This window comes from Hahella sp. NS-SX17, assembly GCF_057367735.1.
This window is the reverse complement of sequence record NZ_CM170632.1, coordinates 6,156,443-6,180,252: the sequence shown is the minus strand read 5'-3', so window position 1 is coordinate 6,180,252 and position 23,810 is coordinate 6,156,443. Positions and strand designations below refer to the sequence as shown.

The 23,810-nt window shown below is 55.3% G+C and carries 17 protein-coding genes and 1 tRNA gene; 13 read left to right on the top strand and 5 right to left on the bottom strand.

The window, feature by feature from the left end; all coding sequences use genetic code 11:
- Window positions 1-26: 26 nt before the first annotated feature.
- Window positions 27-114, bottom strand: a tRNA-Ser gene (locus tag AC2IBB_RS27570).
- A gap of 711 nt (window positions 115-825) precedes the next feature.
- Between AC2IBB_RS27570 and rtcR the strand changes: the two genes are divergently transcribed.
- Complete coding sequence (gene rtcR, locus AC2IBB_RS27565) at window positions 826-2,460, top strand: RNA repair transcriptional activator RtcR (RefSeq protein ID WP_486329902.1); 1,635 nt, start codon at window positions 826-828, stop codon at window positions 2,458-2,460.
- A 146-nt stretch (window positions 2,461-2,606) separates the two neighbouring features.
- The gene (locus AC2IBB_RS27560) at window positions 2,607-5,078 is read left to right on the top strand and encodes an acylase (RefSeq protein WP_486329901.1); all 2,472 of its coding nucleotides are present in this window, start codon (window positions 2,607-2,609) and stop codon (window positions 5,076-5,078) included.
- Between the two features lie 12 nt (window positions 5,079-5,090).
- Here AC2IBB_RS27560 and AC2IBB_RS27555 read toward each other — a convergent pair whose 3' ends face one another.
- The 3 genes from AC2IBB_RS27555 to AC2IBB_RS27545 are packed head-to-tail and all read right to left on the bottom strand — an operon-like array spanning window position 5,091 to window position 13,946.
- Complete coding sequence (locus AC2IBB_RS27555) at window positions 5,091-7,355, bottom strand: AAA family ATPase (RefSeq protein WP_486329900.1); 2,265 nt, start codon at window positions 7,353-7,355, stop codon at window positions 5,091-5,093.
- Window positions 7,345-10,644 carry an AAA family ATPase gene (locus tag AC2IBB_RS27550; protein ID WP_486329899.1) on the bottom strand — a complete coding sequence of 1,100 codons (3,300 nt, stop codon included), beginning with the start codon at window positions 10,642-10,644 and terminating at the stop codon, window positions 7,345-7,347. The genes AC2IBB_RS27555 and AC2IBB_RS27550 overlap by 11 nt, the downstream gene beginning before the upstream one ends.
- On the bottom strand, window positions 10,641-13,946 hold the full coding sequence (locus tag AC2IBB_RS27545; RefSeq protein ID WP_486329898.1) for an AAA family ATPase: 3,306 nt from the start codon (window positions 13,944-13,946) through the stop codon (window positions 10,641-10,643). The genes AC2IBB_RS27550 and AC2IBB_RS27545 overlap by 4 nt, the downstream gene beginning before the upstream one ends.
- A gap of 343 nt (window positions 13,947-14,289) precedes the next feature.
- Between AC2IBB_RS27545 and AC2IBB_RS27540 the strand changes: the two genes are divergently transcribed.
- From AC2IBB_RS27540 to arcC, 7 genes are all read left to right on the top strand, one after another.
- The gene (locus AC2IBB_RS27540) at window positions 14,290-14,751 is read left to right on the top strand and encodes a hypothetical protein (RefSeq protein WP_486329897.1); all 462 of its coding nucleotides are present in this window, start codon (window positions 14,290-14,292) and stop codon (window positions 14,749-14,751) included.
- Window positions 14,752-14,769: 18 nt separating this feature from the next.
- A complete protein-coding gene (locus AC2IBB_RS27535; RefSeq protein ID WP_486329896.1) occupies window positions 14,770-15,255 on the top strand; it encodes a hypothetical protein in 486 nt (161 codons plus the stop codon).
- 223 nt (window positions 15,256-15,478) lie between these two features.
- Window positions 15,479-15,676 (top strand): CsbD family protein, encoded by a 198-nt coding sequence (locus AC2IBB_RS27530; protein ID WP_486329895.1) that lies wholly within the window; start codon window positions 15,479-15,481, stop codon window positions 15,674-15,676.
- 247 nt (window positions 15,677-15,923) lie between these two features.
- Window positions 15,924-17,360 carry an arginine-ornithine antiporter gene (gene arcD, locus AC2IBB_RS27525; protein ID WP_486329894.1) on the top strand — a complete coding sequence of 479 codons (1,437 nt, stop codon included), beginning with the start codon at window positions 15,924-15,926 and terminating at the stop codon, window positions 17,358-17,360.
- A gap of 58 nt (window positions 17,361-17,418) precedes the next feature.
- Window positions 17,419-18,669: an arginine deiminase gene (arcA, locus tag AC2IBB_RS27520; protein ID WP_486329893.1), complete on the top strand. Its 1,251-nt coding sequence runs from the start codon at window positions 17,419-17,421 to the stop codon at window positions 18,667-18,669.
- Between the two features lie 33 nt (window positions 18,670-18,702).
- Complete coding sequence (locus AC2IBB_RS27515) at window positions 18,703-19,710, top strand: ornithine carbamoyltransferase (RefSeq protein WP_486329892.1); 1,008 nt, start codon at window positions 18,703-18,705, stop codon at window positions 19,708-19,710.
- A gap of 15 nt (window positions 19,711-19,725) precedes the next feature.
- Window positions 19,726-20,655 (top strand): carbamate kinase, encoded by a 930-nt coding sequence (gene arcC, locus AC2IBB_RS27510; protein ID WP_486329891.1) that lies wholly within the window; start codon window positions 19,726-19,728, stop codon window positions 20,653-20,655.
- A 35-nt stretch (window positions 20,656-20,690) separates the two neighbouring features.
- Here the strand turns inward: arcC and AC2IBB_RS27505 are convergent, their stop codons facing one another.
- Complete coding sequence (locus tag AC2IBB_RS27505; RefSeq protein ID WP_486329890.1) at window positions 20,691-21,443, bottom strand: substrate-binding periplasmic protein; 753 nt, start codon at window positions 21,441-21,443, stop codon at window positions 20,691-20,693.
- Window positions 21,444-21,754: 311 nt separating this feature from the next.
- Between AC2IBB_RS27505 and AC2IBB_RS27500 the strand changes: the two genes are divergently transcribed.
- From AC2IBB_RS27500 to AC2IBB_RS27485, 4 genes are all read left to right on the top strand, one after another.
- On the top strand, window positions 21,755-22,321 hold the full coding sequence (locus AC2IBB_RS27500; protein WP_486329889.1) for a DUF4875 domain-containing protein: 567 nt from the start codon (window positions 21,755-21,757) through the stop codon (window positions 22,319-22,321).
- A 68-nt stretch (window positions 22,322-22,389) separates the two neighbouring features.
- A complete protein-coding gene (locus AC2IBB_RS27495) occupies window positions 22,390-22,887 on the top strand; it encodes a hypothetical protein (RefSeq protein WP_486329888.1) in 498 nt (165 codons plus the stop codon).
- A 136-nt stretch (window positions 22,888-23,023) separates the two neighbouring features.
- Window positions 23,024-23,389: a DUF6559 family protein gene (locus AC2IBB_RS27490; RefSeq protein ID WP_486329887.1), complete on the top strand. Its 366-nt coding sequence runs from the start codon at window positions 23,024-23,026 to the stop codon at window positions 23,387-23,389.
- A gap of 26 nt (window positions 23,390-23,415) precedes the next feature.
- A complete protein-coding gene (locus AC2IBB_RS27485; RefSeq protein WP_486329886.1) occupies window positions 23,416-23,745 on the top strand; it encodes a VOC family protein in 330 nt (109 codons plus the stop codon).
- Window positions 23,746-23,810: the final 65 nt, after the last annotated feature.

The following is a 23,810-nucleotide window of genomic DNA, read 5'->3' as shown; positions in this document are numbered from 1 at the left end:
TTCTACGACTTCCTCTGTCTAGAAGGTGGCGGTAGGCGCAGGACTCGAACCTGCAGAACCCCTTTGGGTTCGACGAATTAGCAACTCGCTGCCTTACCATTCGGCCAGCCTACCTTTGTTCTTTCATGCAATCTCTGCTTGCTCCTTAGTCTCGATTGCAGGCGTTTAATACAAAAAACGCAGTACAAGAATGTTGGAGCCTGATTTGTTTTCACTATCGCTCCAAGTAATCGTTCTTTGTTATGTGCTCTCTTTCGTCACGCGACGTTTTTACCGCGCTGCTCGAAAAAAACACATAAAAAAACCCGGTGAGCTTTCGCCCGCCGGGTTCTCGTTCCTTGTGAGGGGAGAGTGTCCGGAGGGCGTTTGCTTCCCTCCGGACGTGATTACGTCATCGAAGGGTGTGGTTCGCCTTTGATTCGCCGAGATCGTTTGATTTGCTCCAGTCGCTGGAATAACCGCAATACCAATCGTTATGGCGCAGGCAGGCCACTAAGCCGCTACTTATTGGCTGGCTCAGTATCTGTCCTGGTTGTTGATTGAAGTGCTTAATCATGAAAAACATGTCGGTGTCCGCAGTGGAGTCGTTAAATTTAAGTTGTCCGTATTTTAGCACTAGTCGTGCCAACTTTTTAATTGACGTGAAAAAAGCTAATAACGCTATATTTCCCGGGGCTTGGTAAGAGTTGGCGATAATGTCGGGGTGATAGAGGAAGAGGCTTTAAAAAGAAACTTAGTTCGTATTTATGAATAAAAGTTTCGGAAAAACGAATCTTTTCTTTAGAATTGCCCCAGGCAAGTCAATATTGAGATGGGTTGGGCGTCATGGCGATCAGAAAGCGTAAACTTAAAGTGGTGTTTGGATTTTTAGGCTCCACTATGGACGCGGTGTCACGGCGCCGGGGCAAATACGAAAAACGCTGGCAGCGCTGGCGGCCTACGGTGTCCATCGCCCAACATCCACAAGCGTTTCCCGTTGATCGGTTAGTCTTGTTATACAACCCGCAGGACCGTGAGTTGGCGGACGAAGTGAGTGCGGATATTGCCGATGTGGCCCCCAGGCTGCAGGTGGATCTGCAGCAACTGGACTTCGATGCGCCCTGGGATCTGCATCAGGTGTTTCCCAAACTGTATCAGTTTATTGATGGCTATCCCTTTGATACGGAGAAGGAGGAATACTACTTTCATATCACCACCGGCTCCCATATCCAGCAGATATCTATCTTTTTGTCCGTAGGCGCCCGTTATTTTCCTGGCAAGTTGTTGCAAACCGCACCTAGCCGTGAATATGAATGCGGCAGCAAGGTGGAAGTGATCGACCTGGATAATGCGCCGCGTTCCGTGGCGGAAATCTTCAGTCTGGCGCGTAAGCGTGATACGGATTATCTGAAGTCAGGTATCGATACCCGTAATGCGGATTTCAATCAGTTGATAAAGCAGATTGAGACCGTGGCGATTCGCACCCGCGCGCCGATTCTGATTACGGGCCCGACCGGGGCCGGCAAGTCCAGACTGGGCTCTCGTATCTATGAACTGAAGCGCAAGCGTCAGGATGTAAAAGGCGCTTTTGTGGAGGTCAACTGCGCCACATTGCGCGGCGATAACGCCATGTCTGCGCTATTTGGACACCGTAAAGGCGCTTTTACGGGCGCGGTTGAGAAGCGGGATGGTTTGTTAAAGGAAGCCGACGGCGGCGTATTGTTTCTGGATGAAATCGGTGAGTTGCCTTTGGATGAGCAGGCGATGCTGTTGCGCGCCATAGAGGATAAGCGCTTTTTTCCTTTGGGTGCGGATAAAGAAGAAAACAGCGACTTTCAACTCATCGCCGGCACCAACCGAGACCTGCGTCAGGATGTGATCGACGGACGCTTCCGGGAAGACTTGTTCTCACGCATCAACCTGTGGACATACCGATTGCCGGGGCTGGCGGATCGGCATGAAGATATCGAGCCTAATCTCGATTATGAGCTGCAACGCTTTGAGCGTGAAAACGGGATTCGCGTGCGCTTCAGCCAGCAGGGCCGCAAGCGTTATCTCAAGTTCGCCTGTTCTCCCGGCGCAGTGTGGAAAGGTAACTTTCGCGACCTTAACGCCAGCGTGACTCGTATGGCGACGTTGGCGGAAGCCGGGGAAATTGATGTGGCGCTGGTGGAGGCGGAGATAGAGCGTCTTGGGTACCTCTGGGGAATGGAGCTGCATTCTGCAACGCCTCTGGTCGAAACCAGTCTGTTGGAAAACCTGTTATCGACGGAGCAGCTGGATGAAATGGACCTTCTGGATCAGGTGCAACTGGAAGCGGTAGTGCGCGCATGTCGCGACAGCCACTCTGCGGCGGAGGCGGGCCGGCGTTTGTTTGCAGCGTCGCGTCTGAAGAAGCGGCGGCTGAATGACAGTCAGCGTGTGGCGGCGATATTGGATAAATACGATTTACATTTCGACCAGATAAAAAACGCCTGGTAGCGTCGTGTACATTTAACGACGGCGGGAGTATAACTGGTTAATTCCGGCCTGAGCGCGCAGGGCTGTTGCGATCTGGGACGGCTCATCGCCAAGGGGAAAGCCTGAGAGCTATCCAGGGGGCGCTATAACAAGAAAAGGAGTTTTCTATGTTGCATTTGGGAAAATGGCCACGGGGTGTTCGCGGCGTCGTACTGGTGCTGACCCTGGGGTTAAGCGGTTGTTTCGAGCAACCGGTGGCATTTGATGAAGACGGAGTGCTGGAGGCGCGTATCCGGCGCACCGAATTTGGCTCGCCGCACATTGAAGCGAATAATCTGCAAAGTCTCGCATTCGGCTCGGGATACGCTTTCGCCCAGGATAATATCTGCATCCTGGCGGATCAGATCATCAAATATAACAGTCAACGCTCTCGGTTTTTCGGGCCGGACCAGGTCTTAGGCTCCGGCGACTCGCAAAACCTCATTAATGACTTCGGCTATCTGGCTTTGGAGATTCGCAAGCAGGCGGAGGAGGGGCTGGATGGGATGAGCGACGCCAGCCAGGCGTTGCTGTCTGGGTACGCCAGCGGCTACAACAAATATCTGGCGGATGTGGGCGTTGATCATATCGACCCAACTTGCGCTGGTCAGCCCTGGGTGCGTCCGATCTCGGATGAAGACCTGTTGACCTACTCCCTTGGATTGGCCCTTATGTCCGGCGCTTCCGGCTTTCTGACTCAGGTCTATGTCGCCGCGCCGCCGGGAGAGAACTATCTGCCTCAGATGGCGGACAGTGGGCTGCCTCCGCCCTGGGCGCAGAATGATCGCGACTTCGCCGCGCTTCCGAGCAAGTCTTCACTGGGGCTTGGCTCCAACGGCTGGGCGTTAGGCAAGCGCAAAACCGCCAATGGCAAAGGCATGTTGCTGGCGAACCCGCACTTTCCTTTCACCGGAAATTTACGGTTCTGGCAGCAGCATCTGACGATACCCGGCGCGATGAACGTGATGGGCGCGTCTGTGGCGGGCATGCCTGGCGTAGTGAATATCGGTTTCAACGAGCATATCGCCTGGACGCACACCTATTCCACCGCAGAACACTTCATTGTCTATGAGCTGAAACTGGATGAAGAAGATCCCACAGGCATGACCTACTTTGTGAATGGCGAGCGCCATCGAATCCAGAAGCGAAGTTATGTCATTGATGTGAAGGTGGCGCCGGACACGGTGTTTGCGCTGAGTAAAGATCTCTACGTCAGCGAATACGGTCCCGTGGTGGCCCATCCAACGGTGTTGCCTTGGGGAAGTAAGGCGGATGGAGGATTTGTGGCTTATAGCATCAAAGACGCTAACCAGGCGAATTTTGATTTGATCGACACCTGGATGGGGCTGAGTCTGTCCCGCGATATGGCGGATGTCCGCAAGGTTTTCAAACAGTTTGATGGCGTCATTTTCAATAACACAATGGCGGTGGACGACGAAGGCAATGCATTTTATATCGATGATTCGACAGTCCCCCATCTCAGCCCCGAAGCCGAGCTGGCGTTGACCACCGACACCAAATGGAAGAAGTTGCGGGAACAGCTTGAGTTCACCATCTTGCCTGGGGATGATTCGGTCTATGATTTCAATGGCCCAGCACCTTTCTCCAAAGCGCCGAAGCTGATGCGTTTCGACTTTGTCCAGAACTCCAACGACAGCTACTGGCTCAGCAACCCCGCCACTCCGATTCGCGGCGTTTCTACGTTATATGGGCCGGTGGACAACGAGCAGTCCTGGCGTTCGCGAATGGGGCAGCGGCTGATGGTGGATGCGGCGGGTTGGGATGGCCGCTTCACTCTGCCTGAGTTGAAGGAGGCGCTGTTGGGCGGCCGCTCCTACTTGGGGGAGGAAATACACGAGGACTTGCTGACGGCTTGCAGAGCCCGTGGGGATGAGCCGGTTATGGTCAATGGCGAGCCGGTGGATATCAGTGAAGGTTGTTATGCGCTGAGCCTCTGGGATGGCGTTATGAATGCGGACAGTCGGGGCGGGGTGCTGTTTCGGGAGTTCGCCTGGCAGTTTGATCAAGATCCGCAATGGCGTAAGCCGTTTTCTCCCCAGGACCCCCTCAGCACGCCCAACAGTCTTGACCCTAACGAGAAGGTGTTGGAGCAATTGGCGACGGCGATATTGTATGTACAAGCGGCGGGGTTGTCTTTGGAGACGACCCTTGGTGAAGCGCAGTTTGTTGAAATGAGCGCCCTTGACGGTTCTCCGAGCGGCATGCGTTTCCCGTGGAGCGGAGCCGCCCATATCGAAGGCGGTTTTAATGTGTTCAACCCCTGGATTAAGCCGGACGGAACTCTGCTGCCTCGGCATATTTATTCTTTCCTCCCTGGGTCGGAAATCAGTGCGGAGGCCATAGGCTATCACCTAACTCATGGATCGAGCTGGATGATGGCGGTGAGTTTCACTGTTAATGGACCCGTCGCAGAAGGGTTTTTGACTTACTCTCAGTCCGCTAATCCGGAATCGCCGTACTATCTGGACCAGACTGAGCTATATTCGCAGCAGCCGCGTTTACGGCCTCTGCGTTTTCGTGAGCAGGATATCGCAGCCAATACGCAGTCGGAGTTGCGTATAAGGCTGGATATCAATTAGAGCGTAGAACCGCTACCTGGCGGTAATGATAACTGCGCCGTCGACCGCATCCACATGGATGTGCGACGGCGTTTGTTGTTGCGCCACCAGGAATGACGCCAGCTCCGCCACCACGCGCTGTTCGATGGCGCGTTGAATCGGGCGCGCGCCGTAAAGCTCGCTGAATCCCGCCTCTGCGATATGCGCAATCAGGTCATCGCTGAAGCTCAGATTGAGTTTTTGCTCTCGGATGCGCTCGCGTTGATTCAGCAGTTCCAGCTCGCGTCGGGCGATGTTCAGGATGCTGTCGCGATCAAGCGGGTTGAAACAGAGAATGGCGTCGATGCGATTGATGAACTCGGGACGGAAAAAGTCGCGAATGCCGCTCAACGAAACCTGACCGCGCTTTTCCGCCGAGGAGAAGCCCATGCCTCCGCCGGCGTTAACGCCCAGGTTGGTGGTCATAATGATGATCGTGTTGCGGAAGTCGGTGGTGCGGCCGAAGCGATCAGTCAACAGACCTTCATCCAGGGTGGAAAGCAGAGCGTCAAAGACGCTGTCGTCGGCTTTTTCGATCTCATCCAGCAACACTACGGAAAACGGGTTGGCGCGCACGTGTTGCACCAGCGGGCTGGGCTTGCTTTCGCTACCTATCAGACGCTCAATATGGCCTGGGTGCTGGAACTCGCTCATATCCAGACGGAACAGCGGATTCTTGCTTTGGCCTGCGCTGAAAAAGTACTCCGCCAGCGCCTTGGTGGCGGCGGTTTTTCCAACCCCGGTGGGACCGGCGAACAACAGTGTCGCGATTGGCTTTTGCGGATCGTTGAGTCCAGCCTTGAAGATCTGTATGACCCGGCATAGTTGTTCCAGGATGCTGTCCTGGCCAATAATTCGCGTCTGGAAGTAATCCAGCAGCGCTTCCCTGGACAACGCCTGCTCATCCCGCAGGAATAGCTCCGGCAACCCGGTGTAGGTGACGAAGTCGGCGATGACCTGATCGCGGGCGATTATCGTTTGTTTATTCTCAAAGGCGTTTTTCACGCAGTGATGATAAAAACGGACTAAATTACCCGGCGCACGCTCGTACTTGATGTAGCGTTTGACCAGTTGCGAGACGGTTTCCAGCGCATCGTCGCGGGTGTCGATGGCAAAGTTGGCGGCGGCATAGTTGGCGTAAGCCTGCACCACCCGTTGCGCAGCGCGCCCGGACAGTTCCCCTACGGCAATCTGCTCGAACAGATGCAGGAATCCGGGCAGCTTATTGCGCGCAGCCTCCAGCTCCTGCGGGCGCAGTTCGCCGATAATGCGTATCTGGCCTTTGGCGAGATAGGAACGCAGATAGGCCGCCATGGAGTCTTCCTGTCCTTCGCCGCCGATGGACAGCAGGCTGATGAAATCATTGAGCCAGAGCACGCCGTTGACTTGCGCCAGAGACTCCACCACTTCATCGCAGACTTCCTGCCACTCCCCCAGATACTTGGCCTTGGCGATAATACGTTGCGGCGTGGAGCGCCAGAAGGTGAGGGGGGCTTCGCTGGATTTGCTGAGGCGCGCCGCGACCCGCACGGCTTCCTGCCACAACACGCTCTTGCCGACGCCCTGCTCGCCGATCAACAGGCAACTGCTGCTCCCTTCCAGTAACTCTTCCGCCAGTCGCTGGATCATCTCGCCTCGCTCCCAGGCCACTTCCGGCAGGCGGCTGACCTGGCGCTTGACCCGTTTCGGCAAGGGTGCCCGATCGGAGACGGTCAGCATGTAGTCCATGGAGGCGCTGTTATGCTGTTGCTGTGGGACGCGCACTTTGCCGCGATCAAAACTGGCCACTTCCAGCCAGGGCTCCGACGGCATGATGTAGCGGTAGGCTTCTTCCGGCATGACGTTGTTCAGCACCTTCAGGGAGAAGTGCTCGATCAGCGTCTTCAGCTGCACTTCGTCATAGTAGTAAAACGAGCGCTGCAGAAACGGCAGAAAGCATTCGCCGAAGCCCTTGTTGGTGTCGCGACTGTGTACGGCGGCGACACGAAAGCTGCTTGGAGCGGACAGAGGATACACGCCCTGCTCCGTGCGGTAGGAGAGCAACGCATTGATCGTATGAAAGCTGATCTGAGGGTTGCTGATTTCCGGGCTGTAAAGCCCTTCTCCCTGTTTGACTGCTTTGGCCAGACACTCGGAGGCGGCGCTGCGAATCTTGGACGGGTGCGACTCCATCACCACCAGCTCCGTTCCCAGAATCACGCCGACGACATCGCCGCTTTCCAGTGTCCAGCAGGCTATGGGAAATTCTTCAATCGCCATGGCGTAACGCTCCTTTGCAGGCGGGGCTCAACAGCAAACGCCAGTCGCCGAGCATGGGAGAGCCGTTTAGCATGAGTCCGCTGCGTAAATCGGTGACGCCGAATTCACGCTGAGTGGCGGTGGGCGTCGTATAGAGGCGCTGGATATCCAGATCGCCCTGCTGGTCCTGCTCCAGGCGCCGCAAGCGGCCTTCCTCTGCGGATAGACCAGGGTAGTAAGCAACAGTGACCGGCACTTGCAGATTGGACTCCTCAATAAATAAATGGACGCCTTGTTCATAGTCGAGGTAGTGCGCGAGACCAGGACCGCGCAGCGACAGCGCAACGCAATCGTCCGTTATGCGGCTGTCCTGTATCTCGCCAAGACGCCCCAGCGTCTGTTCATAGGCGTTACTGAGAAAACGCACACCCATTTGACCCTTCCCGGCGACCAGTGAGCGAATCACCAGACAGCCCCGGTCGAGTCCTCGATTAAGGTAGGAGTGCGCGTTAAACAACACGAAGCTGAAATCGACGCCAAGCTGCAGGGCGTCGCCCATGTTGTAGTCGACGAAATCCTCCGCTTTTTGATAGAGGCCGTTGAGATAGTCGCGCAGGTCGTTTTGCGCCGCCAGCGCAGCGAAGTCCAGGCGTATGGAGCGCCACCCCTCCCGTGGACGTCCAGGCGACGTCCGGAAGGGCGCATTGGCTTGCAGGCGCTGAGTTTTGCTGCGTTCTTCGCTTTCCCAGGTGTAGGTTTGCAGCGGCTCCAGTAATTCGCGCAGGGCGTCGCTGAGATGCCAGCGCCAGTAATCTTCGTAGTCCTTGCCGGGATGAAGCAGACTTTGCGGTTGATGCAGCCGCTCGTCCAGCGCTTGCAGCGCCGCCACCATTCTTTGATAGTCCGGTAGCGAATAATCCTGCTCGGGGCGGGGCAACGCATCCGGCTTGACGGATTGGTGACGGAAGCGGGTGATGCGGCTGTCCACGCCCTGAGCGCCATCGAACAGGGTCAGCATGATCGGGTCCAGGCTGTCCAGCTCCGCCAGTCGTTGCGCGGTAAGATGCGTGATCGCACGCTCCAGGTTGCGCTTCAGTGCGCGAGCGCCCAGCAAGGGGTCGAAACTTTCGTCCGCCAACCGGTTCAGGCAGGACGGATCGATGTTCAATATGGTACTGCGACGGATAAAGCCGTCCCGCTCCAGCAACCGCTGCATATGCAGCTGCGCCAGCCTTTGCATGTCGCTGTGTTGTAACGGGTTGAATACGACGATGTCGTTGATGCGGTTAATCATTTCCGGGCGGAAGAATTGCTCCACGCTCTTACGGTACGTTGCTGCGTTATCGTCGCTATGGTGACTGAAGCCAAACCGTGACGCGGCCTCTTTAGCGCCGATATTGGAGGTCATGATCACCACTGTTTGCGTGAAGTCGGTGGTTTTGCCCATGGCGTCGGTGAGACGGCCGTCATCCAGCAGTTGCAGCAGCAGATCGTGGACTTTGGGATGGGCTTTTTCAATCTCATCCAGCAGCAGCACACAGGCTTTCTGGTAACGCACCCGCTCCGTCAGCAGACCTCCCTGGCCCATACCGTCGCCGATCAGGCGGTGCACGGCGCCGGCGTCGACAAACTCGTTCAGATCGATCCGCACCAGACAGTCGTTGCTGTTGAACAGGCTTTGCGTGAGTAGCTTTGCGGCTTCGGTTTTGCCCACTCCGGTGGGGCCGATGAAAAGAAGGGTATTGAGCGGTTTGCCTAACGGCGTCAGCTGCGCTTTGATGGTCATCACCGTGTCGGTAAGCGCGTCCTGTGCTTGAGGCTGGCCAACCAGTCGCTGTTCGAAAAAATGGCGTACGTCGCTTTCCAGAAGCGTGGCGTTTTTATCTATTAAGCGCCGGCGGAAGTGGAAGTTGGTCTGGAACGCCTGGTATACAGAGCGTTCGTCAGCGCGCCGTCCCTGGTGCTTGACTGCGATATCCCGCAAAACATCCAACGCCGAGCCAGGCAGCGCGTGATCGCCACGGAACCCCGGCTCCAGTCCCAGCAAGGTCAGTAGCGCCTGCGACGTGATTTCACAGTTATACGCGCGCTCCCACTGGGCGCGTCGACGAATATAAATCTGGGATAACTTCTCCGCCGACAGCGGTTCCAGTCGCAATACTTGAAACAGGTCGGCGAAACCGCGATCCAGCTGCTGAATGCGCTGCCATTCATAGGGCGTGGCTTCCAGCACCAGTCCTATTTCACGGCGCTCCAGGTAGGGCTTCAATACATGGCTGAGCGTCAGGCTGGTCTGTGAGCTTTTGCCTATGCGGAACAGGGCCACGGGGTTATCGATATACAGCACATCTGGACTATGGATAGCGTAAGTGTCCCGCAGGCGCTTCTTGACCCAGCCCAGAATGGCCTCAAAGCGTCGCTCCCATTCGCCGACCACACTCATCCCTGCGATCACGCGCAGCGGGTCCAGCAGCCATAGCTTCTGTAGCCGCTCAATGGCTTTGCCGCTGTTATGAGTCATATAGCGCGACAGCGCATGCTGAATCAGATTACTTTTGCCGACTCCGGGAGAGCCCACAATGACCACGGGTTGCGGCTTGCCGGAAAATAATGCGCGTTCCAGCCAGGTCGACTCGTTTTCGCGATGCAGGGCGGTCTCCAGCTCATCCGGAAAATACTGCGCCAGGTCTTCTGCGGTTTTCTTCAGTTCATACGCGCCGCTGAAATCGCGACTGGCGGAAAAGAAGGAAAACAGGGAGTGCGCCTGCTGCTCGAAAGGAAAGTCGCTTTGCACGATGTTAATGGATGCGCTGATGGCGGTGGCGGAATCGCCGGCCTGGGAGTACAGGCGTTTGAAGTCGAAGGTCTCGTCCACTTTACGGTTGCGGCGAATATAGGCGCCGATTCGCTCTTCCAAAAACGCGATTAACGGCGGGCGGCCTTCCATGCTGTCGGAGATACGCAGGGTCAGATAATCCAGTTTGGGCAGGCAGACATAGCGGTGCTCGCGCACCTGATACCGCACCACCGCGAACAGCCCGTCAATCGTATGCATGCCGGTTTTGAACGTCAGGCGGATAAGCTCAAAGCGGTAGTCAGGATGAAAGCATAGCCAGAGCAGGTGCTCCACGCTGTCTCGGTCCAGCTTGCGATCGTCGAAGCTCTTTTTGAGAGAGGACTGGTAGCTGCGCACCGCATCGCCATAACGACGGCGGCTGACAATGAAGCCGTCGGTCAATAGCGGCGACAGCGTGAATTCGTTATTGCGGTTCTCCACCAGGGTGGGGAATTCAAGTCGCAGTAAGCTCATTCGTGTCGTCCTCCTGTCTGGTCATAAGAGGACTTGGCGCTGCGCTTTTTCTCCTCCGGCTTCTTTTCCTGGCGAATGTGGACGCGCGAGAGCAGTTTTTCCAGCAGGGCGTTCGTGGCTTTATAGCTGACGCGTTCGTGGTGCCCGCTAAGGTCCTGGTACGCATTCGGCTCGCCGAAGCGTTCGTCCTGATATTCCTCGTTCCGGATTTTGCGCAGTGTTTTGATGTCTTTGTAAAACTTCATACGGTGAATGCCGGAAGGGACTTTGTACTCATCCAGCTTGACGTCTTTGATTTCAACATACATCGGCGCGTTTTTATCATCTTCCGTAGCCCAATCGACCCTGCCGTGTTCATGGCGCCAGTAATAGTGAGAACAGGGGCCATTTACGGCCCAACCCATCCCTATCAGAGTGAGATAGTCCTGTTGCAATATTTCTTTGCTGACTTGATAAGGCGACACTGTAACCAGCTCGACAAATTCATCGTCCGTTGGAACTGACTTGTGTTGCGGGTTGGCTTCCAGTTCGGGATTGAAGTAGATCCAGACTCTGGAGTAGTCCTGGCCTAATTTCTCGAACCAGCGCTCGTACCATAAGGACATGCGGTCTAGCTGAGGCTGGCCCCCATAGACGAACAACAGATGTCGGTTATGCTGCGGGCTCAGGGTGCTTTCTATTTCAATCAGAATATCCGAGAAGCGCTTTTGGAGTTCCTTCAGCGCACTTTCATAATCCTCTGCGCTCATTGTCCCCTGCGGGTCCATCAATTGACGCAGACACTCGTTTTCCAGCGCATAGGCGTCTTCGGCGCGCTGCGCCAATGCTTCTTTCAGGTTGAAAAGCTCTCCGTACCGCCGCGTCTGCTCCGGGTCTTCCCAAAACGAAGTGCGGTGGCGGCGTTTGCGGGCGTCCATCTGGTCGAGTTCGCTGAGGCAGGAGATCCAGGTGGGGCTCTCCTGTAGCGCCTGTAGATCGCGGCGGTGGGCGGCGACTTTTTCCGTCAGCTCCATGAAGTATCCCCGGGCGCGCTTCTCCTGATGAGTGACGCGCGCGTCGAAGCTCAGAGCGCCGTCGTTGACGGCGGCGCGGATGTCCAGAGGGGCCTCATGAGGACGGGCGCTGAGCGCCGGCGCCAAATGGGCGGTGACATGTTTGCGCAGCAGTCGCTGTACGGAGCGGGCGCCGTAGCGCGGATCCGAGGGCAGGTTATTGAGGTGACGCCAGACGGGCTCATCAAAGCTCAAACTGACCTGACGGTTGCTCAAGCCGGCGGAGGCTTGCAAGCGCCGCATTTCTTTTTGCAGCACGATCATTTGTTCGTCTTGAGTGAGCGCGAAGAATGGCGCGACCTGATCGATGCGGTTGAACAGCTCTGGACGAAAATACTTCGCCGCCGTTTGTTCGAAATGACGCTGTGCGGCGGCGTCCGTTTTATCTTCGGCGCTGAAACCGACGCTGTTTTGCATGAACTGCTGGGCGCCCAGATTGGATGTCATGATGATCAGGGCGCTGCAAAAGTTGGCGGACTCGCCATGGTCGTCGGTCAGGCGGCCTTCCCCCAGCACTTGCAGCAACAGGTCGTAGAAGGCCGGATCGGCCTTTTCTATTTCGTCGAACAGCAGTACGGAGAAAGGCTGTTGACGCACCCTGGTCACCAGACTGGCTTCGCCGGTGGCGGTCAGCCGGGTGACGGAGTAAGGGTCGCTGTATTCGCTCATATCGAAGCGCAGCAGGCGTTTTTCATCTCCGAACATGTATTGCGCAAGGGTCTTCGCCATTTCCGTTTTACCGACGCCGGTAGGGCCGACGAACAACAGCGATGCAATAGGTTTGCCCCGCGGCGCCAGCCCGGCTTTGACGGTAATGATGGCGCGCGCCAAGGCTTCCACCGCCTGGCTTTGTCCGACGATGCGGCGACGAAATTGTTCGCGCGTCTGGTCCGGGTCCAGACGGGCTTGATGGTCCACCAGAAAGCGGGGCATGCCGCTTTCTTCGCAAAAGGCGGCGATAGCTTCATTCTCCGTGATGGCGCCAGTGTCTTTGCGGGCGGCGAGGATCATGTTTTCAAAGAAGCGGATAATTTTGCCCGGGTATCCGGAATAGGGGGCATAGCGCCTTTGCAATAAGATGATGCGTTCGATGGCGTTGGGATCGACCTGAATGCTGAACTGGTTCGCCTGAGCCTGAATCGCCTGCCGCGCAATCTGGTTTTCTTCTTCCTCGCTGCGTTCCGTGAAGCGCACGATATGGAATAACTGACTAAAACCGGGGGCGCGCAAGTCCATGGCGGCCAGCTGTTCTTCGGTTACTTCCGCGATGAGCGTGACCTCATTGCGGGACAAAGGGTCTCGCAGCGCTTCGGCGATGCTGATGCTGTTGCCCTGATACTGTCCGACTTCGAACAACTCGCTGAGATTGCCCAGATAAATGATTTCACCGTTGGCTCTAGCCTCGCGCACCCACAAGCCCAGAGCATGACGCCACCCTCCCTGTTGCGTCAGGGCCTGCAGCATCTGCGCAGCGGTGGTGCGCCAGGGAATCTTATTGTTGTTGAAACCGCTGAAATTGCGTTTTACGAACTCATTAACAAGCGCAGTCTTGCCGCAGCCGCTGGGACCAACCACCAGCACGCTTTGGCGGAACTCCCCCAGCAGGTTGCGGTTTAACGTTTCCACATAGGCGTCCAGGCCGAATACGCTGGCGCGACTGCGGTGCATGCGGCGCGCGGTTTTGGCGATCATCGGTTCGTCCTGCTGACGGCGCATATCCGCCAGTTCGGCCGGCGTGTAAAACTCCAGCGTGACTTTCTCACGGGTTATCTGGGGTGGCGCGTACCATTGGCAGGCGATCAGCGAACGTGCGCTGTCAAAGCGTTTGTTACGCAGCATCTCCAGTTGGATGCTTTCGCTAATCCGTTGCATGATCAGTGCTTCGTCCCAACAAAGGCAGGCGACGGCCAGAGCGGGAACCACGCCAAGGATTTCGCCCTGGCGCAGACGCCAGATGACGACTTCGAAGGTGATTTCATGGCTGTAATAACTGGCGTCCTTGGCCGGGGGGACCTTGACCTTCACTTCGCGGACTTCGGTCTCGCCTTCAGGCAGAAAGTGCAACAGCTCGACGTACTCTCCCTTTTTCAGGAGCTTGTTCTGAGCCGTTTTTTTAAACATGCGCGCGACATGAGCGCTGGGCGCGTTCAGCCAGGCGATTTCGGTCATATTCCCCGGCAGAGTGAGCGTGACGCCGCTATCGTGGGTAAGGACGGTGTTATAGAAGGGAAAGCTGAACTCTTTACTCATGGCTGAAACATCTGCGCAGTGGGAATGACGTGCCTGTCCGAACTCGGTGAACGGGAAGGAGGCTATTTTTACGAATATGGCCTGGGAAAACAATTAAGAGTGAAAGTTATATTCGCAGCCGCCGCTTAACGGAGGCTTTATTGTCTGAGATCAAAGCTAACAATGATGAAGAACGCATTTTCACAAAATCTCATGAAAACGGGGTGAATGACAGGGGGACTCGGGTTATGTTGGTGGAGCGTTGCGTCTGTCCGCCGCGCGGCGCATGCATGGGCCTGATTATTAACACGCCAATATCATTGTCATGTTAATAACTCTATTGAAAACGCGTGTTGAGGTTCCTGTGAACTTAGAACAATTAAAAGAACAAGTTTGTAAAGCCAGAAACGTATTTGAAATTCATGGCGAGGAAATCAGCGATATCTATTTGGGACGCTTTCCCTTTTGCGCCTGTCGCGCGGCGAGCGACATGCTCGGCACATGGTTGGCGGCGCATGGCTATGACAATGTGAACTTCGTCAGCGGCCTGCGCGGGGAGGAGCCCCACGCCTGGTTGGAAATGGGAACGTTGATTGTCGATATCACCGCGGATCAGTTTAGCGATGGGCCTGGTCGTATATATATAGGTGCGGACAAGCGCTTCCATGACCAATTTGCTTTGCAGGCAACCAGCGAATGCCGCCTGAGCGGTGTGTTCGAAGCGCCCTACAGAACCTTCGCCGCCTATATGGAATCGGCGTCGGAATTTACCCCGTCACCTCCTCCGATGTATGCTCCGCATGCGATACAAAGCATGGAATTATAGCTGTCACCGGAGTTAAGTTTGTCTTCTACCCTAGTCGCCAGAGCGCGCCAGCTAAGCGCCTGGTTTCATGTTCTTTTGTGCGGTTTGTGCCTGTCTCCATCCTGGTTTGCGCTGGCGATAGCTATGGGTGTGGGAGATCAGCGGTTGTGGACTGTTACTCTGGAAGCGGCGCCCTATGGTCTTACCGCGATGGCGTTCGCTTATTTGTACGGAAAAAAGTTTGGGGACTGGTATTTACCTGTCGATGGTGAAAAACCAACATTTGAGATTGTTTGCGCTTCCTGCGCAGTGTCCTTTTTAGCGGCTATCAGCACTGGAGGATGTATTGGTCTGATCTCATCCGTATGGGAAGGGATGGATGGACTTTCTATAGGGCTTTTCGCTGGACTGGCCGGATACCTTTGCGCGCTGCCGCTGATATTGATTTTAGGTGGACTGGGCGGCTGGCTAATGATGAGGCATTGCGCCAAATTGATCGAACAGGAAAGCAGCGAGGTTTCCTGATCTTCCCCTCTTTGAACTTCCGGCGTATTTTTTACAACAGCTTTGTAGAAAGCGCCTTTTCTGCACGGAATATTTGCGCTTATTTATTATCCTTATTCTAGTTTTTTTTCATATAAATCAATGATTTGAATTAGGTTGGCCCGCTTTCTGCTGTAGTAGGAATGAGAGCTTTGCAGAGATGTATGCAAAGCGACTTTTCGAGAACTAGTTAAGGAGAAAGACTATGAATTGGGACCAAATTGAAGGCAAATGGGAGCAGTTTAAAGGGAAAGCTCAGCAGAAATGGGGCAAGTTGACGGATGACGATCTCGACGTAATTCGTGGCCGTCGCACCGAGCTTTCCGGCCGTATTCAGGAGCGTTACGGCATGGCGAAAGACCAGGCCGAGCGCGAAGTTGACGACTTCGCCAAGAAGTTATAACCGGCGTCCCCAGCCCCCCGGTTGTGGCCGCGCTGATGCGCGGCTCCCCTCAGACATGTTGCCCGTCACCTTCTGTGACGGGCTTTTTTTGTTTAAAAAACATTCCACTTCTCTGATTTTATAGAGTTTTTGTATCGGGTTTCCGAAATCCGTATGATCTGCCTCAATTTGCCGGCGGGTCATGCTGGTTTGTGTCTATTGGTGTCGCCACACTTGGCGAGTTAATTCCCGTGAGGGGGAGGGGTTAATGACTGTGTCGGATAAGCAGCCGCAACGGCTGAGGCTTGGCGCGTTGATCGCACTGGTGGTGGGATCGATGATCGGCGGGGGGATATTCTCGCTGCCGCAGAACATTGCGACGAGCGCCGGAGCCGGAGCTGTGCTGTTGGGTTGGTTGGTCACCGGCGTCGGCATGCTGGCGTTGGCCTTTGTATTTCAGACGCTGTCGCGACGTAAACCGGAACTGGACGCGGGCGTTTACGCCTACGCCAAGGCGGGTTTCGGCGCATATATGGGGTTCAATTCCGCCTGGGGGTATTGGATTTGCGCCTGGATTGGCAACGTCAGTTATTTTGTGTTGCTGTTCAGCTCTTTGGGTTTCTTCTTTCCCGTTTTCGGCGAGGGCAACACCCCGGCTGCAGTCATCTGCGCGTCTGTGTTGCTCTGGCTGGTGCACGCCATGGTGCTCTCTGGCGTGCGCCAGGCCGCTTTTATCAACATTATCACTACTGTCGCCAAAATTGTGCCCTTGATTATGTTCGTCGTTCTGGCGTTTGTCGGGTTCAAGGCGGATTTGTTCACCATCGATATCTGGGGCGCCGAGGAGCCAGCATTGGGATCTGTACTGGATCAGGTGCGCAACATGATGCTGGTGACGGTGTGGGTGTTCATCGGTATTGAAGGCGCCAGCGTTTACTCGTCCCGCGCGCAGAATCGGGCCGATGTCGGTAAAGCGACGGTGCTGGGTTTTGTTGGCGTGCTCGCTCTGTTGGTGATGGTGAATGTGCTGTCCATGGGCATACTCAGCCGCGCTGAGCTGGCCGGCTTGAAAAACCCTTCCATGGCGGGCGTGCTGGAAGTGGTCGTTGGCGCCTGGGGCGCTAAGTTAATCAACGTGGGGCTGATTATCTCTTTATGCGGGGCTCTGCTGAGCTGGACGATGCTGAGCGCCGAGATTCTGTGCGTCGCGGCGAAAGATGGCGCTATGCCGAAGGCGCTGGCGCGCACTAACTCTCGCGGCTCGCCTCGGGGGGCGCTATGGCTCAGCAACAGCCTGATTCAATTGTTTCTCATCATCACGCTGTTTTCCTCAGGCACCTATCTGGACTTGCTGTATCTAGGCTCTTCCATGATCCTGTTGCCGTATTTCTGGACGGCGTTTTATGCCTTGATGCTGTGTCTGCGGGGAGAAACCTATGGCGACAATGATCGCGTGCGCGGAAAAGACTTCGCCATCGCACTGGTCGCCGTTCTGTACAGCCTGTGGCTGGTGTACGCAGGCGGCGTGAAATACCTGCTGCTTAGCTCGATTCTTTATGCGCCGGGCGCGGTGGTTTTCGCCATTGCGAGGAGAGAACAGGGCGAACGCGTATTTACTCCCCTTGAAACCGGGGTGTTGGTTGTCTTAATTATGGCGGCTCTGGCGGGAATTGCGGGGCTGTATGCGGGATATCTGTCGCTGTAGCGATGTGATCAACAGAGGTCGCCTTTACAAATCATTGGGCATAAAGGAAGGATTGGCTATGACTGCTGCAACGCGCCTGGGCGTTTTCTCGGAAGTAGGTAAGTTACGCAAGGTGATGGTATGCCGTCCTGGGTTGGCGCACTTGCGTCTTACGCCGGGTAACTGCGAAGAACTGCTTTATGACGATGTGATCTGGGTGCAGCAGGCGAAACGCGACCACTATGATTTCGTCTGCAAAATGCAGGACCGTGGCGTAGACGTCGTGGATATGCATGACTTGCTGGCGCAGACCATGGCGCTGCCGGACGCCCGCCAGTGGCTGCTGGAGCGCAAGATCACCGATGAAAACGTTGGTGTGGGGCTGGCGGATGATGTCCGCGCCTGGATGAGCGGACTGCCCGCAACGACCCTGGCTGAGCTGTTGCTGGGCGGGGTGGTCGGGGGCGATTTACCGGAAGACTTCGACAGCCGGGAAATGGCGCTGTTCCGCGAGTTCATGGGGCGTTCCGGCTTTGTCATTCCCCCTTTGCCCAATTCGATATTCACCCGCGACACCAGTTGCTGGATCTATGGCGGCGTCACTTTGAACCCCATGTTCTGGCCAGCGCGCAGACAGGAGACGTTGCTGGCGGCGTCCATTTACCGGTTTCACCCGGATTTCGCCAATGCGGACTTCGAGGTCTGGTGGGGCGATCCGGAAAAAGACCACGGCGCGGCCACGCTGGAAGGCGGCGACGTCATGCCAGTCGGCAATGGCGTCGTGTTGATCGGCATGGGCGAGCGCACTTCCCGTCAGGCGATTGCGCTAGTGGCGCAGTCATTATTTCGCCATGGCGCCGCGGAGAGAGTCATTGTCGCCGGTTTGCCAAAGCTGCGTTCCGCCATGCACCTGGACACGGTTTTCACTTTCTGCGACCGCGACCTGGTGACTGTGTTTCCAGAGGTGGTGAACCGCATCGAAACCTTCTCAATTCGTCCCGGCGATAACGGTGCGGATGGACGTCTGGATATTCGCCCGGAAAAAGCCCCTTTTGTAGATGTGGTCGGGGAAGCGCTTAGCTTGCCCAAACTGCGCACAGTGCAAACCGGCGGCGACAGTTACGAACAAGAGCGGGAGCAATGGGATGACGGCAATAATGTGGTCGCGCTGGAACCAGGCGTGGTCATCGCTTATGACTGCAACACCTACACCAATACTCTGCTGCGTAAGGCCGGCGTGGAAGTCATCACTATTACCGCCGGCGAACTGGGACGTGGCAGAGGCGGCGGCCATTGCATGACTTGTCCCATTATTCGCGACCCGGTTTAGGCGTTAACTTTTTAGGTAACAAGGAGATTTCTTATGGCGCGTAACCTTCATAACCGCAGTCTGCTCAGTATGTTGGAGTTCTCCCCCCAGCAACTGCGATTTCTGCTGGATCTGGCCAGGGATCTGAAGCGGGCCAAGTACACCGGCACTGAGAGTCAGCATCTTAAAGGTAAAAACATTGCGCTTATTTTTGAGAAGACCTCCACGCGCACTCGCTGCGCTTTCGAAGTGGCGGCCTACGATCAAGGCGCGCATGTGACCTATATCGACCCGACCGGATCGCAGATCGGGCACAAGGAAACCATGAAAGACACGGCGCGGGTGTTGGGGCGCATGTATGACGCCATTGAGTACCGCGGCTTCCACCAGCATATTGTGGAGGAGCTTGCCCAATACGCCGGCGTGCCGGTCTACAACGGCCTCACGGATGAATATCATCCTACGCAGATGCTGGCGGACGTCATGACAATGCGTGAGTTCAGCGACAAGCCTTTGCATGACATCTCTTACGCCTATGTCGGCGACGCCCGTAATAATATGGGGAACTCTCTGTTGATCATCGGCTGCCAGCTGGGCATGGACGTGCGTTTGGGCGCTCCCAGGTCGCTTTGGCCCAAGGACGAATTGATTGAGCAGTGCCGTGAGATCGCCGCCCGCACAGGCGCGCGCATGACGTTGACCGACAAGCCGAGAGAAGCGGTGCGCGGCGTAGACTTCATTCACACCGACGTGTGGGTGTCCATGGGAGAAGCGCCAGAGAAGTGGGGCGAACGCATCAACCTGTTGCTGCCGTTTCAGGTGAACGCCGCTTTGCTGGCGGCGTCTAATAATCCCCGAGTGAAGTTTATGCACTGTCTGCCCGCCATTCATAACGCGGAGACCAAGGTCGGCGCGCAGATATTCGAGCAATATGGCCTGCACAACGGCGTGGAAGTGACCGACGACGTGTTCGAGTCAGAGGCATCTATTGTGTTTGATCAGGCGGAAAACCGGATGCACACCATCAAGGCGGTGCTGGTGTCTACTTTGGCGGATATCTGATCGGGAGATGCGGCGATGAGAATAGTAGTGGCTTTGGGCGGTAACGCCTTACTACGAAGAGGCGAGCCTCTTACTGCAGACAATCAGCGTCTCAATGTACGGCTGGCGGCGGAGCGCCTGGCCGCTGTGGCGCCGGGCAATGAGCTGGTGGTCGCGCACGGTAATGGTCCTCAGGTGGGACTGTTGGCTTTGCAGGCGGCGGCCTATGCGTCGGTGTCGCCGTATCCGCTGGATGTGCTGGGGGCGGAAACCGAAGGCATGATCGGCTATATGATCGAGCAGGAGTTGGGCAATCTGCTGCCTGTGGAGACTCCGTTGGCGACGATCCTCACCCAGGTGGAAGTAGACCCGGACGACCCTGCCTTTTTACATCCGACCAAACCCATCGGGCCCGTTTATGAACAGAAAGAGGCTGAGTCGCTGGCGGCGGAAAAAGGGTGGAGCATTGCGCGCGACGGCGACAAGTATCGCCGTGTCGCGCCCAGTCCGAGGCCTCGGCGAATTTTTGAAATCCGGCCTATTCAATGGCTGTTGGAAAAGAACACGGTGGTGATCTGCGCCGGTGGCGGCGGCATTCCCACGCTGTACAATCGCGAAGGCAAATTGCAGGGCGTGGAAGCCGTCATCGACAAAGACTTGTGCTCAGCCCTGCTGGCGCAGCAACTGGATGCGGATCTGCTTATCATCGCCACGGATGTGGATGCGGTGTACCGGAATTGGGGAACGCCTCAGGCCAGCCCGGTCGCAATGGCCCATCCGGACGCGCTGACGCCAGAGGCGTTTCCCGCCGGCTCAATGGGGCCCAAGGTTCAGGCCGCCTGCGATTTCGCCCGCGCCACCGGTAAGCCTGCCGTCATTGGCTCGTTGCGAGACATTGAAGCGATGATCCTGGGAGAGGCAGGCACGCGCATCAGTACGCAATTTGCGCCTGAATCAGCGCGATAGGGGGCAAGGCGACTTTTCGCGTTGGCGACCTGATTTCAATAGGCTGTCCAGTTCTCGACGATTTTCGAGTACACGCCTTCCGCAATCATATTCGCCAGGGCTTGATCGAAATGCTCACGCAGATTGATGCGCTGGGACTTTTTGGAAAAAGCAATGTAACTCGGCGTTTCCTCCACATTCGGTTGCAGGCGTTTGATTTGGGGCAGGGACCGTACTTTTTGCCCTTGCAGACGCCGGTATTCCAGCAAAACGCCGCGCTGGTCGCCGACGATAATATCGATGTTGTCGTTGATCAGGCGTAAAAACAGGTCATTCAGACTGACTGCAGTGATGAACTCGGTGGTTAAATCACTTGCCCGAAAAGCGTCGAACTTTTCCCCGTAGCTGAAATCCTGCAGTCCGCCGAAGCGTAAGTGGGCTAATTGCTGGAGGTCGCCGTCGAACCTGATGGCGCTGTTTGCCGGCACAAACAACGAGACGTTCTCCATCATCAGCACCAGCGACGAATAGTCCGCATAGGTTTCCCGCACGGGCGTTTTCAGCAACTCAAAAACCCCGTCCACCTCACCGTTTTCCAGATAGCGCAACGCCCGGCTCCAGGGCAGCTCGACCAGCTTTACGGGTTCGTTCATACGTTTGAAAGCTTCCTCCACCAGCGCCACACTGATGCCTCGGGGAGTGTTGTTTTCGTTGTAGTGGTAGGGAACCAGCCGCGTAAAGGCGAGCACTGTTTCAGCCCAAACGGCGTGAGGGAAGAGCAATATCAATAAAATACACAAACGGAGCATGCAAAGCCTCCGGGGTTGTCATACGCGGGACGATAACCTGAATCCGTCTGGCGCCGCCGGGTCTATCGAGTAAGTATAGCCCAGCTTTTGAGAAGGTCAGACCTGTCGGTTTTCATCTGGAAGCCTTTATGAGCCCAGATGTATCTACGTTTTGATGCTGGAGTGGCCTGACGCTAACTAGGATTTAGAGTGGGCTAAAGAAGCGGCCTTGGCGGCTCTATTTGTCTTTCAATGGGCAAGATGAATGCATTTGTTCTGATGCATGATATAAGCTGGCGGCCTGTCATTGATCTTTTGCCCGGGGAACAACAATGAATAGAGCAATCGCCATTGCATTAACCGCCTTTGTTACGACCGTTACCCATGCCGCGCTACCATCCATTGGTTTCTCGAAGGCTGTTACTTATGACGTTGTTAGCCAAGAAAAAGTCAGTGAAGGCGATTACGATTACATATTCTCCTGCGTTGCGTCTAAAGCAATAGGAAAAGAAGAGCGGGCGCACACGATGGTGAAGGCGATAATGGATATCCAAAGCGCCTCGCCGGATATCAATATTGCGCTGCACTTAGCTCCAGACCGTGCTCTGTGTCAGGAAGGCAGATTGATTGGCGCATCCTATTACAGTCCTGACGGCTCTGGATGGAAGGGGGCTGGGCGCGGCTCTTGGACATGGAACATATTGACCACAGGCAAAAAAGTCACGGAACAGGAAATCTCAGATACGGTTTTATACGAAAAAAGTAAGCCTGAGTTTAAAAAGAAGTTTGGTGATTTATATTATTCAGAAAAGCTTGATGAATATGTTAAATCCCAACTTGGGCGTGAGCCTAAGTACGTTACTACAGGACTTTGGGTGGATACTTATCACGTTGAGTGATGGAGCAGTTATAAGCCCGCCAGGGATAAACACGCCGCTCATATATTGCTAACTCTATTGGGACGAATATGAAATTTACGCTCGCCCTATGGCTTTTGTTACTCTCGCTTTTCTCCCACTCAACGGAGTTGAGAATACATGAGCTAAGAAACTATGGCGCTTTGCATTATCTGGAGTTCTACATGATGGAGGGAGGTGGCGTTCCAGTGAAGGCGGCGTTTAAGGCGATGGAAATTCCCAAGTGCCCGTTCAATATGCGTTTGGTTGGAGGTATGTCGAAGGACACAATGAATGAACTTCGCGAGTTTTACCGACTGAACTATCCCGAACAATTAAATACGTACCTGAATTCGCCGCGGGACAAGTTAGGCTCAGCAATTGCTCCACTGGCGGCGCTTATACCAGAGGCTTTGGCTTCCACAACCCTCATTAGAGAAGTCGGTGAGGAGTTAAAAGACCGCAAGTGCGCGCTTGGCGATATCAGCTACGAAAAATTCGTCCCCAGTATCGAGGAAGGCTTTTGGGTGTCGGATATTTATATAAAAGTGGTCAAGCATGCGGAATGATAGCAGGCGGCGCCCTGCTTATTTGGAGAAGATTGAGTTGTTGTTGTCCGGGTCGCCGCAAGTCACGTCATTGACTCCGGTATGGACAAAAGGCGCCTGTCTTTAAGCAGTGGCGATGAGTTATGAAGGAGTTTAGATGTTTACTAGAAATTGGTGGCGACGCCGGGCGGCGGTAAAGAGCTATATCAGAGTATTGGGGCCGGAGTTAGCCAAGAGGAGTGGGCGCAGGAGAGTGTACTCGGTGAAAAAAGTCAGGGCTTTGGTGAAGGAGCTCGGCTTATCTGAAAAATACCTCGCCTACGCTGTCGCGCTTTATTGTAAAGAAGCGGACTTCGTCAAATATTCTAATAACAACCATCAGACCTCAGTCGACCAAGCCGTGAGTTATGAATCGGCGCGAAACTTCGGAATGACGCTGGCGTTGGGCTCTATCTTTTGGAGCGGTGACTCAAGTCTCAGCGCCTCCGATAGCGGGTTTGACGGTGGCGATAGCGGCCTCTAGCCTAGTTAATAGTAAGGAATGTATCTATGAATCTCTTATTAAAGTGCAATTCCGTCTTGGAAACCAAAGCCTTCTACGACGACCTGTTAGAGTTTAAGGTGTCTGATAGCGCCGAAGGCACATGCACAGTTGAAAACGAAGATGGCGTGATCATCTTCTCAGAGGGCGATTATTTGGGGGGCCGGCCAGTATGCTCCGGCACGATATATTTTTTTCTGGCGGACGTTGAAAGCTACTTTAACGCCATCAAAGACAAGGTGATCTTGCTCTGGCCGCTGGAGGTTATGTCCTACGGCGTGAAAGAGTTTGGCGTAAAAGATGTGAATGGCTATCGCCTCGCCTTTGCTCAGAAATAGAACTCAAACCGGGCGAACCGGAAGGGAAACGCCTACCTTGCGCTTCCGCCCCGTGCAGCCCTGGG

What these genes read in the sequence shown, in the direction of transcription:
- AC2IBB_RS27550 (WP_486329899.1), bottom strand. Translation starts at nt 10,644, where the DNA reads ATGAGCTTACTGCGACTTGAATTCCCCACCCTGGTGGAGAACCGCAAT.
- AC2IBB_RS27555 (WP_486329900.1), bottom strand. Translation starts at nt 7,355, where the DNA reads ATGGCGATTGAAGAATTTCCCATAGCCTGCTGGACACTGGAAAGCGGC.
- AC2IBB_RS27545 (WP_486329898.1), bottom strand. Translation starts at nt 13,946, where the DNA reads ATGAGTAAAGAGTTCAGCTTTCCCTTCTATAACACCGTCCTTACCCAC.
- AC2IBB_RS27490 (WP_486329887.1), top strand. Translation starts at nt 23,024, where the DNA reads ATGTTTACTAGAAATTGGTGGCGACGCCGGGCGGCGGTAAAGAGCTAT.
- AC2IBB_RS27530 (WP_486329895.1), top strand. Translation starts at nt 15,479, where the DNA reads ATGAATTGGGACCAAATTGAAGGCAAATGGGAGCAGTTTAAAGGGAAA.
- AC2IBB_RS27500 (WP_486329889.1), top strand. Translation starts at nt 21,755, where the DNA reads ATGAATAGAGCAATCGCCATTGCATTAACCGCCTTTGTTACGACCGTT.
- AC2IBB_RS27505 (WP_486329890.1), bottom strand. Translation starts at nt 21,443, where the DNA reads ATGCTCCGTTTGTGTATTTTATTGATATTGCTCTTCCCTCACGCCGTT.
- AC2IBB_RS27495 (WP_486329888.1), top strand. Translation starts at nt 22,390, where the DNA reads ATGAAATTTACGCTCGCCCTATGGCTTTTGTTACTCTCGCTTTTCTCC.
- arcA (WP_486329893.1), top strand. Translation starts at nt 17,419, where the DNA reads ATGACTGCTGCAACGCGCCTGGGCGTTTTCTCGGAAGTAGGTAAGTTA.
- AC2IBB_RS27515 (WP_486329892.1), top strand. Translation starts at nt 18,703, where the DNA reads ATGGCGCGTAACCTTCATAACCGCAGTCTGCTCAGTATGTTGGAGTTC.
- AC2IBB_RS27560 (WP_486329901.1), top strand. Translation starts at nt 2,607, where the DNA reads ATGTTGCATTTGGGAAAATGGCCACGGGGTGTTCGCGGCGTCGTACTG.
- arcC (WP_486329891.1), top strand. Translation starts at nt 19,726, where the DNA reads ATGAGAATAGTAGTGGCTTTGGGCGGTAACGCCTTACTACGAAGAGGC.
- rtcR (WP_486329902.1), top strand. Translation starts at nt 826, where the DNA reads ATGGCGATCAGAAAGCGTAAACTTAAAGTGGTGTTTGGATTTTTAGGC.
- arcD (WP_486329894.1), top strand. Translation starts at nt 15,924, where the DNA reads ATGACTGTGTCGGATAAGCAGCCGCAACGGCTGAGGCTTGGCGCGTTG.
- AC2IBB_RS27485 (WP_486329886.1), top strand. Translation starts at nt 23,416, where the DNA reads ATGAATCTCTTATTAAAGTGCAATTCCGTCTTGGAAACCAAAGCCTTC.